The organism is Coprobacillus cateniformis, from assembly GCF_009767585.1.
GTDB classification, from domain to species: domain Bacteria; phylum Bacillota_I; class Bacilli_A; order Erysipelotrichales; family Coprobacillaceae; genus Coprobacillus; species Coprobacillus cateniformis.
The window spans coordinates 2,233,570-2,247,798 of sequence record NZ_WSNW01000001.1; the positions used below are offsets into that span (position 1 = coordinate 2,233,570).

A 14,229-nucleotide genomic window follows, 5' to 3' on the forward strand; every position below is an offset into this window, starting at 1 on the left:
CTAACCCCTCACTTTAAATAAGTTATATGTTTCATTTTGTAATTGCTCTAATAATTCATCAAGTTCAATCTTATTTGTAATATAAATATGATTTTTATCTTGAGAGAAATAAGTTTCGTAATCAATATCTAAAGGATGATCACATCTAACATAATATTTAGAATATGTGATTGGATAAATACGATCTTCATATTGATAGTCATGTTTCCACATATCCTGTCTATGTGTTTTCATAATATCACTAACAACAGCACTTGCTGTGACATAACGTCCAGCTCCTTTTCCATAGAAAATCACGTTTTCTAAATAATTGCAAGTTATCTCTACTACATTATATGCCTGATTCACATTTGCAACAATGTCTTTTATACCAATTAAAGTAGGAGAAACATCAATTCCATAACCTTTATCAAGTTTTTTAGCTTGTGCAATAAGCTTGATACGATATCCCAGTTTCTTTGCATAATCCATATCTTTCTTTGTGACATTACGGATACCAGTTGCTTGTATTTTATTGAAATCAAAGAACATTTCAAAAGCATTCATTGCAAGTATTTGAATCTTATGTGCTGCATCAATCCCATCTAAATCTAAACTGGCATCAGCTTCAACAAATCCTAAACCATCAGCAATTGTCAATGCTTCATCGAAATCTAGATTATCAGTTTCCATTAATGTTAAGATAAAATTTGTTGTTCCATTTAAAATACCTTCAATTTTTTCAATCTCATTGGCAATTAAATCTTCTTTTGCAGGTACAACAACAGGAATCCCACCGCCTACTGCAGCTTCATAATAAATCTTTGCATTATGCTGAGATGCTGTTTCAAAGATTTCCTGACCATCATGAGCAATTAATGCTTTATTGGCAGTGACAACATGTTTGCCTTTTTTTAAAGCTTCTAAAATAATTGTTTTGGCAATTGTTGTTCCGCCAATCAATTCAACAACGACGTCAATTTCCTCATCATTGATGACATCATGAAAATCTTGTGTATAGAGGATTTCTTCTGGTAAAGTCACTTCATCTAGTGAACATCCATATTTGACAATAACTTCTTCACCAATTTGTTTTTCTAATCTTTCTTTTTGTTGAGTTAATATTTCTACAGCACCAAACCCAACTGTCCCTAAGCCAATTACACCAATTTTCATCGAATTCCCCCTCTAATATAAAAAGCCTCATGAATGAACGAGGCTTTCTTGATTTCTCTTAAATAAGACAGTCTCATACTAACATTTTCTTACACACATCATGGTTTTGGAAATGTTAATAATGAATATCATGAGACGTCCTCCTTTGTTATTGCATTGATAATAGCACCTTTGTATACATTTGTCAATTTTTTAAGAAATAATTTTTGATATAATCAAAAACGATAGATGAACTTTTGGAAAATAACAAAAATATATTTAATATTTTAAAAATGAGTTCCTATATAATAAGAATGCTCTATCCTTATTATATAGGAAAGACTACTTACTCTCAATGTCTTTTATACAATCAGCAAGAGTTTCAACAATTGTTTTTGCATGTCTTTGAACTTGAACAGGTGCATATGTAAAAGAATACCCATTTTCAATAACATCTAACATTGGTAAATCATTCCAAGAATCTCCAATTCCATAAATATCGTTGAGATCTAATTGGAAATAATCTTGAATGATTTTTATGCCATTTCCCTTAGAACATCCTTTAGCAACCAAATCTATATGTTGATTATTTTGATAAGCTTCAATGATATCTCCATATTTTTGATGAATCAAATCTGTTGCTATTGTGGCTTCCTCTAATTCATCTAATTCATAATGAAAAGAAAAAGCACTTACTGTTTCTGTTTTTAATTCGTCTATTGATTCAATATAGACACCATGATAATCTGGCTTTTTTGTTTTATAAACCTTGTACATAACATCTTTATAAACAATAGATGCATCTTTTTGATTTAGAAAATTATAAATCTCTTTCACTAGGGATAAAGGAATTTGTTTTTCAAAAATGACTTCCTTATCCTTATTTAATACAAGGGCACCACTTAATAGTATATAAAAATCATGTTCAAGGTTATAGGGTTGACTTGGATTGACAATTCCATGTAAACATCTTCCTGTACATACACCAAACAGATTTCCATGCTTTTGAAATTCTTTGATATTTTTAACATCATTATCTTTCATATGATCATTAAACCATAACGTATTATCAAAATCACTTGCTAGTAACTTCATATTTTCACCTCTTTGTCTATTATAAACATTTTCATAAAGAAAAAACAGTTATTTCTTATTGAGAAAATGAAATCAGATTGAAGATATGTTATAATACTAAAAATGAATGAGGAGGGGAAAAGATGAAAGCAGTTATAGAAACAAAACGTTTATTGCTTAGAAATTTTAGATTATCAGATGCAGAAAGCATGTTTGAGTCTTATTGTCATAATGAAAATATTACTCGATATTTAACATGGTATCCCCATGTTGATGTTCAGGCAACAAGGGATTTCATTACTCAATTTCAATTACCTGGTATAGAAAAGGATAATGCTCTTGACTTGGCAATCACTTTAAAGGGGGAAGATCAGGTTATTGGGAGTATTGGTACAGTTAACGATTTCTATCAGGATGGTTATGGAGAAATTGGATATGTTATTGGTGAGAAATATTGGAATCAAGGATATATGAGTGAAGCTTTTGAAGCTGTTATTGAGTTTTTATTTACGCAAACACCAATAACAAAATTGAGATCTATTCATCATCTGGAAAATATTGCTTCAGGTAGAGTGATGCAAAAATGTGGATTAAAATATACAGGTGAAGTTATTGTGAAGAAAAAAATTGATAAAGATGACTTAGTGAAGTGTGCTTGTTATGTTTTAGAAAAAGAAGATTGGTTAAAGCAAAATGCTTAAGCTAGATAGATTGAATGATATAGATATGTTAGAACCGATGAGATTAAATCAGGTTCGAATAATTTATCAGGGTGAAGATGGAATTATTTTTCATGAATTGAGAAGTGATACATGCATGATTTCTATGAATAATGTTCATAACTTTAAAACACTTTATGAACAAAAGGAATTGCATCAATATCAATTGTTTAATGTTAAACAAAAGGATATTGCTGATGTATTGGTGAATGATTATCATCAGACATTGCAATTTGCCTGTTATCAGGCAGTTTATGAACACTCAAAACATATACCTATTGAATATCCTTTAGAAGTGAATATTTGCTTATTAACATCACAATATTCACAAAAAATAAAAGAAGTCTATCAACATAGTGATGATTCTCAATACATTGATGAACTTATTGCAAAGAAACATTTATGGGGACTCTTTGAAAATAATGAATTGGCTGGGTTTATTGGAATTCATAATGAGGGAAGTATGGGGTTGTTAGAGGTTCTTCCACAATATCAAAGAAGAGGTTATGCAATGATGTTAGAAAGCTATCTTATTAATTATTTTATAGATCATAGTTGGATTCCTTATTGTCAAGTTATTGAAGATAATTATGCATCTTTACAACTACAAAAGAAACTTGGTTTAGAAATATCTTCTCGATTATCATATTGGTTGTTTGAAAATTGAATTTTTTGAATATACTTGAATAGTCAGTAGATTTATGATAAGATACTGATGAAGAAACAATTGCAGAGACATTGTTCTCAAACGAAAACCCAAGGGACTGCCTCCCTTGGGTTTTCTCGGCTTATCATCAGTGACGTCTACTGTCAAGCCATCTGCAAAGAAAGTACAAGACTAACCCTGCTATAACAGAGACGATGGTAGAAACAATTGCTTCAACCAACATTGTTCTCACCTCCTTTCAAGGGAGGACTGATAACATGTCTATTATAGCATGGAAGAACTTGTTGTGCGTCTCAGTTTTGTCTCAAATTCATCTTATTAAATCAATGTTTTTTACATTTATTCACCAACACCAAAATCAGTTGGATCGTATAAGAAATCATAACGTTCATCATCAATAAGATAATCATATTCTTGCATAAACCAGTGAACGAGTTCATCATCACGTTTGACAGACGTAGAATTATTGCGATAAACGCTAATTGTTCCATACTCAAAACACTTTGTAAGAATCTCCATATCTTTTGTTATCATGTCTTTGGTTTGACCTTTTATACCAACCATTAAGCATGGTGAATCAAAATATTTTTTGAGTTCTTCAATTGATTGAAAGGTTGCATTTTTATTAAGATAATCATTTCTAAAATGATCATCAAAAGTTTCCACACCAATTTTCACAATTGTTTTGATACCAAAAAAATCTCTGATTTCTTGAATATGTTTATGATAAATCCAATGACTTTCTATAAATAATGTATGAATATGTTTCTTTTTAATCACTTCTTTGATTTTTAATAATGATTCTTTAGGTAATTCAAAAATACTAGCAGAATCAATAACCTCTAATATACCATATTCACCTGTTATTAAATCTAGGACTTGATTGTTTATTTCAATCATTTCTTTTGTACATGTAGAATTATCTTCAATATAATCACAAAATGTACATTTTGACCAAATACATGGTCTGGCTTTTAAAAGAACGATTTCTCTTTTGACTTTGTTTGTAATGTGGCTGTATCTTTCCATGTTATCCCCCATTTCTCCATTAAATGACCTCTTTCAATAATTAATCTTGTGAAATAGACAGCGAAAAGCTTATCTGTATAATCAGTGATTATTTGAACAATAAATATGCTTACAACAAGTTGTAAACCTAGGTTATGAAACAAAAAGACAAAAGCACTGCTGCTGCCAGCAGTGAGTCCACCAAATACATAAGCAGTAATGATGGCACTCATTATTGATGTTGGAATACCAACAAGAAGACTTCCAATAGGCATTCTTTTTCCTTTTAACCAAGGTGTGTGATAGAGAATACCAGCAAAGAATCCTGTCAGCAATTGTACAGGAGCATAATAAAAGGAATACATATCAAAAGTAAAACCACTTGTTATACTTCCCAGAACGCCTGTTAACATGGCATACTTAGGTCCTAGTAATCCAGCAATGAGAATCGTACCAATTGAATCCATATAAAATGGAATGGAGAATGTCATGGCTATAAATGCACCAACAACATTCAAAATGATTCCTATGGTCACAACCATTTGAATCTTTGTTTGTTTTTTCATATTTTCTTTTCCTTTCTTCTAAAGTACAGTTAGAAGCCAGACATAAAAAAGATGGCAGAGCCATCTTGTTTTCATGTCCTTAGTTTTTTATACTGGGTTTGGCTCTCGAACCAGTTCATATGATAGCGTATCATATCTTTTTATGAATATCAATGTTTAAATGAATATAACTGATTTGCACTATCTTAGTGCAAATTTATGATTTGAGACATGATAAGCATAATGTTATGATATATGTGGATAAAATGGTTGAATTGTGTCGAAAGGAGGGAAAGAAATGTTATTGCCAAGAGAAAAACAAATATTAGAACTCCTTTATACAGGACATAAAGAATATACAACTTCTCAAATTGCTAATCTTTTGCAAAGAAGTTCAAGAACAATTAAAGCAGATATCAAAAAGATTAAAGATGAGTTAACTGGAACTGGTTGTATCATCTATACGAAGACTGGTAAGGGGTTATGGCTGGAATATTCAAATGAAGGAAAGGTTTATCTTGATAATTTGTTACTTAAGGATGAAAATGCATCTTCTTTTTTACCTGAAACAAGAAAATATTATATTGCATTAGAACTATTAAGGAGTGATAAATATATATCTATGGAAAGTATTTCAGAAAAGTTATTTGTAAGTAAAGGAACAATTATGAATGATGTCAATAAATTGATATCCTTTTTTGAAAACTTTGATTTAAAATTAGATAAATCGGTTAAATATGGAATGATTTTAAAAGGAACAGAGTTTAAAAAAAGAATTGCTGAAGCTTATGTGTTAAGAAAAATTGTTGTTTATCAGGGCAATGAGATTTTAGAAAAACTTCAGCCTTTCTTCTATAATGTTCAATTGAAAACAATAGGAATGATTATTCAAAATGCTGAGGAACAATTTGATTTGGTTATATCTGATCACTCTTATATCAACTGTATTTTACAATTTGCAGTTATGGTGGAACATCTTCATCAGGGAAAGAGTTGTCAAGGTGTTAATACAATTGATAAAATTGATAATTTAGAATGGGATATTACTAAATATATAGTCCAAGGTATTCAAAATTATTTTCAAATTCATATTTCATCTGAAGATGAAAATTATGTTTATATCAATGTTGTTGGATTAAAATATCAAAATAAACGTATTTATCAAAACAGAAGTTTAGAAAGTATAAGGCAGATTTCTCCTCAAACCTTTGATGGTATTGTTGAGATTATGCGAGAAGTAGATGCAGTTTATGGTGAGGGATTGAGTGAAGATGAGGAATTAATGATATCAATCTTTATTCATTTGAATGCTTTATTTGCTAGACTTATGAATTCTATCTATATTGAAAATCCTTTGAAAAAAACAATTAAAAGTGATTTAGCATATGAATATGAAATAGCAACTTATATTTCTCAACTTTTAACACGTGAACATTATTGTTTGCTTAAGGAAGATGATATATGTGATTTAGCACTCTATGTTGGTGCTTCATTAAAAAGAAAAAAAGCGAATTCACTTCAACTCTATCCAACAGTTGTCATTGTTTGTGGAAGTGGGATGTCCACTTCTCAATTTATTGAAGCGAAAATTCATTTGGCTTTTCCAAATGTTATTATTAAGGATACAGTTCCATTATTAAAGACTCATGAATTGAATAAAGATGATCAGGATTTTGTGATTTCAACTGTGCCATTACAGTTAGAAGATATTGAAGTCGTGGTTGTCTCACCAATGTTAGGGAAATCAGATATGAATCGCTTAACTGAAATGTTTGAACAGTCACGAGAAAAGCAATCATATCATTATGGTATATACAGTCAATTGGTTTCTCATATTAAAGAAAATATTTGTTTCTTTAAATGTGATTGTCGTAGTCGGGAAGAAGTGATTACGTTGCTTGGAACACGTTTGATTATGCAAAAGTATGTAGATGAAGGATTTATTGAATCTGTATTGAAAAGGGAAAATCTAGCACCTACCTCTATTGGTGATGGATTTGCGATTCCACACTCCTTTAAAGGTCACATTGTGAAACCAGGAATTGGATTTATGACATTGAAAAAGCCAATTCAATGGGGTGAAGAAAAGGTGCAAATGATACTCATGATTGCATTGGATCCTAAGAATAAAGATTCATTTAGAGTTATTTTTGGTCAATTAGCCTCTTTAACCAAAGATGTTGACAAAATACAAAAGATATTAGATGCTAATCATTATAAAGAATTTTTAAACGCTTTCAAATAGAACAGTAACTATGCTGGATATAAAAGTTTTATATGAGCTTTTTTATATCTTCATTTTGCTGCACAAGAATTGACAAGATATCAAAAGTTTAGGAGTGGGAGAGATATCTTCCTTGTCTTAAACTTTTTTTATAAATCTAAATGTCGTTGACTTCACTTCAATCCATGCTTAAAATAAAATTAAGAGTGATGAAAAGGGGTGAACTTGTGAAACAAAAATTTAATCTTCATACTCATACTACAAGATGTGGTCATGCTGAAGGATTGGATATTCAATATGTAGAAAGTGCTATTGATGCAGGTTTTAAGATGTTAGGGTTTAGTGATCATATTCCTTTTGCTGGAGTTAAAATGCCTGGAGATCGCATGAGTTATGAACAAAAGAAGGAATATGTTTTAAGTCTTAAAGAATTACAAAAAAAGTATCATGAGCAAATTGATATTAAGATAGGTTATGAAATAGAATATTTTGAAGAATATGATGAATATTATTTAGAATTGAGAAAAGAATGTGATTATTTCATATTGGGTCAGCATCTTAAATATATGGGTTATGAATATGATTGTTATTGTTCTGATGATGATGTTTTATCCTATGTTCAACAAGTTGAAAATGCAGTCAAAAAAGGATTTATCACATATATTGCTCATCCAGATTATTTTATGCTAGGAAGAAGACAATTCTCAGAAGTATGTAGAGAAGCAGCTCATCGCATTGCAAGAATCAGTTTAGATTATGATGTTCCATTAGAAATTAATCTTAATGGATTTCGTTATGGTAAGAAATGTTATCAATTTGATAATAAAGATAATAAGTATGAAGAACGATATGCATATCCATTTCGTGAATTTTGGGAAATTGTTTCTACTTATGGGTGTCAGGTTTTATATGGTTATGATGCTCATTCACCAATTGCTTTTTTAGAAAAGGATAGGGAATACAAGGCGCATGAAATTATTGATGGTTTAGAGTTGAGATTTGTTGAAAACATTATTTTAAGATAAGGAGTATATCTATGAAAAAATTATTGATATGGGGAGCAGGAGATCAGGGGACTGTGACATTAGAATGTGCTTTAGCAACACAGCAATATAGTCAAATAGATTTCTTAGAAATTAAAGAGAAGGGTCATCGCGATATTCCTCATTATCGTGTATACAGTGAAGATGAAGTAGAATTCACTACATTTTTAAAATCATATGATGAAGTCTTTGTAGCAACAGGAAATAATGATATTCGAGAAAATAAAATAACAATGTTAAAGACTATGGACATAACGATTGGTACACTTATTCATCCAAGGGCATTGATAAGTCCTACTGCCAAAGTTTTAGCAGGGACTATTGTTTTGGCAAATGCAGTCGTAAATACAAATGCAACTGTTGGGATGGGTTGTATTATTAATACTGCAACAATTATTGAGCATGATTGTATTATAGAAGACTTTGTTAATATTTCACCAAATACAGCAATTGCTGGACATACAAAAATTGGTCAAAAAACATTTATTGGAGTTGGGACTGCCATTATTGATGATATTGTAGTAGGCAAAGAAGTGATTATAGGAGCAGGAAGTTCAGTGATTTCTAATATTCCAGAATACACGACTGTTGTTGGCGTTCCTGCAAAAGTGATTAAGGTTCATAAGAATCATAAATAGGTTATGATTTTTATGCAAATGAAAAGTGACTGTAATAAAATAAATATGGCATGAAAGTTTCCATAAAACAAAAAGGACAGTGAAATCAGTGATTATCATTGCCCTTTTTCGTCTAATGAGATTATGGAAATAAATTAAATTTTAAAAGTTATTTTCGTATATCCTCTTCATATTTATAAAGCCATTTGATAAATTTGAATAATATCATCCTTTTTGAGCTGCATAAATCCGCCAATGACACCATGACCAGTATCAGCTGCTTTTTCAGCCATTTCTTCAATTTGTTCATGAGTTGGAATAATATTTAATTCCTTTAGCGTTGTTGGCATACCAATTTGATGACACCATTGATCCCATGCTTCAATGCCTTTCAATGCAGTTTCTTCAAGATTATAATAATTAGGTTCAATAGCAAATACATTGACAGCAAATTGTGCAAAACGTTCAATATTTGTTTTGTAAACATATTTTGCCCAGCTAGACCAAACAGCTGTTAAACTTGCTCCATGTGTTGCATCAAACATAGCACTCAGTTCATGACCTATTTTGTGAGTCGCAAAATCTCCAATACGCCCTGTTCCTGTTAAACCATTGTGTGATAGACTGCCAGCCCACATTAAATTTGCACGGACTTCATAATTTTGTGGATCATGAATAATTTTTAAAGCTTCTTCTTTCACTGTAACGAGTAATCCTTCAGAAATACGATCAATTAATTGAACATCAGTCACATTTGTAAAATATCTTTCCATTGTATGCATCATAATATCAGCAGCCCCACTACAAGTTTGATACATTGGCAATGTATAGGTTAACTCTGGATTCATAATCGCAAAGAGAGGTCTTGCACAATCATGGTTGTAAGACCTTTTCAGAATACCTTGATCTTGAGTCTCTATATCAATGACTGTAGAGTTGCTTGTTTCTGAACCTGTTGCTGCAATTGTAGAAATGCATCCCATTGGGGCAATTTGTGTTGTTGTGACTTTTCCTAAAAATAAGTCTTCTAAGGGAAAATCATTAGCAACTCCATAAGCAATTGCTTTTGCAGAATCAATGGCTGACCCTCCACCAATAGCTAAAATAAAATCTACATTTTCTCTTTGACAGATTTTAACACCTTCTTGTGCTCTTTTTAATTTTGGATTAGGAATAACACCATCAAAATCGATATACTCCAATCCAGCATCTCTTAAACTTTCATGAACAGTATCTAGGACACCATTCTCCTCTAAGAATGTGCCACCATAATGGATAAGAACTTTATGAAATCCTCTTTCTTTGATCTCTTTTCCAACCTCTCCATGAGTTCCTTTACCAAAGATAATCTTTGTGGGTGTTGAAAATTCAAAATTTAACATGATATATCCCTCGCTTTCTTAAATAGCACTTTAACTATTTCTAACTTTATTATAAAGATATGTTATACAGGAGTAAATTTAATAAATATCACCAATCAAGTGAAAAAAGTTAGTGAATTTATTTCAAAACTCTTTATTTATGTACATTTATAGAAAAGAACATGCAAATATTAGAAAATGATGAAGAATTGCACTATATTGGTGCAATTTGTTGATTTGTATAAGTCAAAGATGATTGATAAGATATGAGTGTAAAGAAAAAACAACTCTATGAAAGGAGGAACAACATGTTGATGATAGATATGCTTGATGAACGACTTATTCAATTTCATCTGAATGCTAAAGATAAAAAAGATGCTATATATAAAATAGGAGAACTGATGTTTCAAGCAGGAAAAGTCACGAATCAGGAACAATATAGAAAGGGTCTATTTGAAAGAGAAAAAGAATTTGCAACTGGAATTGGGAACGGAATTGCTATTCCACATTGCCAAAGTGATTGTGTCAAAGAAGCAGCTTTTACTTTAGTCAAACTTGATGAACCAATAGAATGGGGGTCACTTGATGATTTACCTGTCAATTATATTATTATGTTGGCTGCACCCAATTCATCTGATAATGTTCATTTAAAAATGTTATCGACACTTGCTATGAATTTAATGGATGAGGATTTTAGGTCCGGACTCATAAATGCTTCATCTGTTGAAGAAATAAAAAAAATATTTGCGATGAAGGGAGAATAAAAATTATGTACATTGTTTGTGTAACGGCTTGTCCAGTAGGCATTGCTCATACTTATATGGCGGCTGCAAATTTAGAAAAAGCAGTCAAGGCCGCAGGGCATGAGGTGAAGGTAGAAACGCAAGGTGCTCAAGGATTAGAAAATGAAATTACAAGTGATGATCTTGCAAAATGTGATGCTGCAATTATTGCAAGTGATATCAGAATTAAAAATCACGAACGTTTTGATGACGTTCCCACAATGACAGTTGCTGTTCAGGAAGCAGTTAAGGATGCTGATGGAATTGTTAAAGAATTACTGGAGGCGTTAGAATAGTATGGCTGAAATTAAAAGAAAGAATGCTCAAAAGAAAAGTCAGAGTGCAATTTTAAAAGATTCAATTATGACTGGAATATCTTATATGATTCCTGTTATCGTTGGCGGTGGCGTTTTACAAGCCATTGCTAAAATGATGGGTGGATATGATATTGCGAGTCATATGAATCAGGTTGATACACTTGCTAAAGTTATTATGTTAATTGGTACAAGTTTATGGAATTTTACAGTGCCAGCTGTGGCTGCTTTTACAGCATATGCTTTGGCTGATAAGCCAGGGATTGCTCCTGGTCTCGCTATGGGAACATTGGCGAATACAATAAATGCTGGATTTGTTGGCGGGCTTGTTGGTGGAATGATGGTAGGATACTGTGTTTTATGGATGAAGAAGATATCAATTCCAAAGAACTTACAGGGGGTTATGCCGATTTTAGTCATTCCAACTGTCACAACACTTGTTTGTGGATTGATGATGTATTACGTTGTTGGAAATCCAATTGCGTGGTGTATGCAAGCGATGCAAAATTGGTTGTTAAGTTTAAATACAGGGTCCAAATTTGTGTTTGGAGCAGCTGTTGGAGCGATGATGTGTGTAGATATGGGTGGACCAGTCAGTAAGGCAGCAGCCATGGTTACCAATGGCTTGAATGCTGATGGTTTGTTTATTCCAACTTCAGCAAAAATGTGTTCAGGTATGACAGCCCCTTTAGGTATTGCGATTGCAACATTCTTAGGTGGAAAAAAGAAATTTGATGCTGTTGATAGAGAAAACGCCAAATCAGCAATGATGCTATCTTGTGTTTATATTGAGGAAGCAGTTATTCCTTTCTTGATTAAAGCTCCAATAAGAGTAGTGGTTTCTTGTATGATTGGTGGTGGTATTACTGGTGGATTATGTATGGTGACGTCACTTGCTTCACCTGCTGTTCATGGTGGAATCTTCGTTATTCCTATGACATCTCATCCATTATTATTTATAGGATTATGGTTCTTAGGAAGTTGTATTACAGGTGTCATCTATGCATTATGGAAAAAGCCATTACCAGTGGAAACAAACTAGAAGAGAGGGATGCTGGACATCCCTTCTTAAAATATGGAGGTTAGATATATGTATGTATCAATGAAAGACATGCTTTGGCATGCTCATCAACATCATTATGCTGTGATGGCTATCAATTGTGTGAATATGGAACAAGCCAAAGCTATTATTGAAAGTGCTGAAGAAGAATCTTCACCTGTCATTATTAATATTTCGCCAAGACAACTTAAAGCACATGGTTATGGTTATATCATGGTTCCTATGATTCAAGCGTTAGCCAAGCAAGCAAGTGTACCAGTTGCTTTTAACTTAGATCATGGAGCAAATTTTGAAGATATTGCTCAGGCTCTCAAATGGGGCTTTTCAAGTGTGATGATTGATGCTTCATCTTATGACTTTGAAGAAAATATAAGAAGAACATCAATGGTTTCAACGCTTGCTCATAGTCTTGGTAAATCATGTGAAGCAGAACTTGGTCATGTTGGATTAGCAGCCAATGCTGATGGTCAAAATATTGATTATTATACTCATGTTATGCAAGCTAAAGAATTTGTTGAAAGAACAGGGTGTGATTGTCTGGCAGTCGCAATAGGAACTGCCCATGGAGCTTATCCAAAGGGGATGATTCCTCAACTTGATTTTGAAAGATTAACACAATTAAAACATGCTTTAAATATGCCACTTGTTTTACATGGTGGTTCTGGTGCTGGTGAAGAGAACATTCAAAAAGCAGTTGCATGTGGTATCAATAAAATTAATGTCTGTACTGATCTTATGAAACATGCCAAAGAAGCTCTCATAAAAACATTAGCAGATGAACCAGATATAGAATATATGGAATTAAATATGGCAGTTGAAGATGCTATGAAAGACTTTATTAAAGCTTATATGCGTTTTATTGGGTCAAGCCAACAATATATTTTTGACAAACATATTGGTCCTGAATTAGACTAGGAGGATTATGATGAATGACAATCGGACTTTGTTTGTGGTTTTAATAGGGTTCTTTTGCATGTTTAGCATTGCGATGGTGATAAAAACTATTCGTAATTATTATATTTTTAAAGCGAGTTTCTATACAGAAATTTATTCAGGATTGTTTGAGTATATAACTCGTAAAAAAAGTCTAAAAAGGATGTCACAGAGTTATTGGCTTGAAAGGGAATTAGGCTCACATAGAATCATGTATCAAATAACCAAAACAAAATATGAAAATATTGTTCAACCTTATATTCTTATATTACTAACAACTGGATTGTATGTCATTCAAATTCATAATGAATCAGCGCACTATATATGTCATCAAGGTACACTAAAAAAGATAACTGAAAATAAGAATAAAGAAAAAATCGTTCAAAACCTTCCTTTTCCTATATCTGAATTCAAAAATTTTCAGTATCATTTTGAATTATTACTTGATAATACAGTTATCCCTATGCGATATATTCTTGCGTTTACAGATCATAGTCAATTAGATATATATCTTAAAGATATTTCTGTTATACAGAAAAAACAGTTGATTCAAACAATCAAAGAATATCATCTTCAATCAAAAGATGTATATTCAAAAGAAGATATAGAAAGAATATATTATCATTTTACAAAAAAGATATTCTAAATAAAAAGATGATTTCAATTCATGGTTCTTAATAGACCGTAAGTTAATTCAATGACTAGTCAATAGCTTTATTAATGATAATTCTAAGGTGAATCCGGCCAT

Annotated in this window: 15 protein-coding genes and 1 riboswitch; of the genes, 10 read left to right on the forward strand and 5 right to left on the reverse strand. The window is 31.7% G+C overall.

The genetic code is table 11. The features are described from left to right. Both GQF29_RS11020 and GQF29_RS11025 read right to left on the reverse strand, forming a co-directional pair. Complete coding sequence (locus GQF29_RS11020; protein ID WP_054690013.1) at window positions 1–1,155, reverse strand: homoserine dehydrogenase; 1,155 nt, start codon at window positions 1,153–1,155, stop codon at window positions 1–3. 321 nt (window positions 1,156–1,476) lie between these two features. Beyond that, on the reverse strand, window positions 1,477–2,229 hold the full coding sequence (locus GQF29_RS11025; protein WP_054325410.1) for an HAD-IIB family hydrolase: 753 nt from the start codon (window positions 2,227–2,229) through the stop codon (window positions 1,477–1,479). 122 nt (window positions 2,230–2,351) lie between these two features. Here GQF29_RS11025 and GQF29_RS11030 point away from each other — a divergent pair, with 122 nt between their 5' ends. Further along, on the forward strand, window positions 2,352–2,909 hold the full coding sequence (locus tag GQF29_RS11030) for a GNAT family N-acetyltransferase (protein WP_117598754.1): 558 nt from the start codon (window positions 2,352–2,354) through the stop codon (window positions 2,907–2,909). Continuing rightward, window positions 2,902–3,594 (forward strand): GNAT family N-acetyltransferase, encoded by a 693-nt coding sequence (locus tag GQF29_RS11035; RefSeq protein WP_008787380.1) that lies wholly within the window; start codon window positions 2,902–2,904, stop codon window positions 3,592–3,594. Before GQF29_RS11030 ends, GQF29_RS11035 begins: the two co-directional genes overlap by 8 nt. A 339-nt stretch (window positions 3,595–3,933) precedes the next feature. Here the strand turns inward: GQF29_RS11035 and GQF29_RS11040 are convergent, their stop codons facing one another. Together GQF29_RS11040 and GQF29_RS11045 are read right to left on the reverse strand one after the other, a co-directional pair. Next, window positions 3,934–4,623 (reverse strand): radical SAM protein, encoded by a 690-nt coding sequence (locus GQF29_RS11040; protein WP_008787381.1) that lies wholly within the window; start codon window positions 4,621–4,623, stop codon window positions 3,934–3,936. Continuing rightward, window positions 4,569–5,168 (reverse strand): ECF transporter S component, encoded by a 600-nt coding sequence (locus GQF29_RS11045; RefSeq protein ID WP_008787382.1) that lies wholly within the window; start codon window positions 5,166–5,168, stop codon window positions 4,569–4,571. Before GQF29_RS11045 ends, GQF29_RS11040 begins: the two co-directional genes overlap by 55 nt. 73 nt (window positions 5,169–5,241) lie before the next feature. Beyond that, a riboswitch (PreQ1 riboswitch) is annotated at window positions 5,242–5,288 on the reverse strand. 157 nt (window positions 5,289–5,445) lie between these two features. Here GQF29_RS11045 and GQF29_RS11050 point away from each other — a divergent pair. From GQF29_RS11050 to GQF29_RS11060, 3 genes are all read left to right on the forward strand, one after another. Next, window positions 5,446–7,392, forward strand: coding sequence for a BglG family transcription antiterminator (locus tag GQF29_RS11050; protein ID WP_008787383.1), 1,947 nt, complete (start codon window positions 5,446–5,448; stop codon window positions 7,390–7,392). A gap of 206 nt (window positions 7,393–7,598) precedes the next feature. Beyond that, complete coding sequence (locus GQF29_RS11055) at window positions 7,599–8,396, forward strand: PHP domain-containing protein (RefSeq protein ID WP_017143922.1); 798 nt, start codon at window positions 7,599–7,601, stop codon at window positions 8,394–8,396. A gap of 11 nt (window positions 8,397–8,407) precedes the next feature. Beyond that, window positions 8,408–9,052: an acetyltransferase gene (locus tag GQF29_RS11060; protein WP_008787385.1), complete on the forward strand. Its 645-nt coding sequence runs from the start codon at window positions 8,408–8,410 to the stop codon at window positions 9,050–9,052. Between the two features lie 173 nt (window positions 9,053–9,225). On the opposite strand, the gene GQF29_RS11065 is transcribed toward GQF29_RS11060, so the two are convergent. After that, window positions 9,226–10,413: an iron-containing alcohol dehydrogenase gene (locus GQF29_RS11065; RefSeq protein ID WP_008787386.1), complete on the reverse strand. Its 1,188-nt coding sequence runs from the start codon at window positions 10,411–10,413 to the stop codon at window positions 9,226–9,228. Between the two features lie 287 nt (window positions 10,414–10,700). Here GQF29_RS11065 and GQF29_RS11070 point away from each other — a divergent pair, with 287 nt between their 5' ends. Genes GQF29_RS11070 through GQF29_RS11090 form a run of 5 tightly spaced genes read left to right on the forward strand, consistent with a single transcriptional unit; the run spans window position 10,701 to window position 14,127 of the window. Next, the gene (locus tag GQF29_RS11070) at window positions 10,701–11,156 is read left to right on the forward strand and encodes a PTS sugar transporter subunit IIA (protein WP_017143921.1); all 456 of its coding nucleotides are present in this window, start codon (window positions 10,701–10,703) and stop codon (window positions 11,154–11,156) included. A 5-nt stretch (window positions 11,157–11,161) separates the two neighbouring features. Then, entirely contained in the window at window positions 11,162–11,470 is a 309-nt protein-coding gene (locus tag GQF29_RS11075; RefSeq protein ID WP_008787388.1) for a PTS fructose transporter subunit IIB, read from the forward strand. 1 nt (window position 11,471) lies between these two features. Beyond that, window positions 11,472–12,530, forward strand: a complete 1,059-nt coding sequence (locus tag GQF29_RS11080) for a PTS fructose transporter subunit IIC (RefSeq protein ID WP_008787389.1) — start codon at window positions 11,472–11,474, stop codon at window positions 12,528–12,530. Between the two features lie 48 nt (window positions 12,531–12,578). After that, window positions 12,579–13,463 carry a class II fructose-bisphosphate aldolase gene (locus GQF29_RS11085; protein WP_008787390.1) on the forward strand — a complete coding sequence of 295 codons (885 nt, stop codon included), beginning with the start codon at window positions 12,579–12,581 and terminating at the stop codon, window positions 13,461–13,463. 10 nt (window positions 13,464–13,473) lie between these two features. Further along, window positions 13,474–14,127 carry a hypothetical protein gene (locus tag GQF29_RS11090; RefSeq protein WP_008787391.1) on the forward strand — a complete coding sequence of 218 codons (654 nt, stop codon included), beginning with the start codon at window positions 13,474–13,476 and terminating at the stop codon, window positions 14,125–14,127. The last annotated feature ends 102 nt before the right edge of the window (window positions 14,128–14,229 follow it).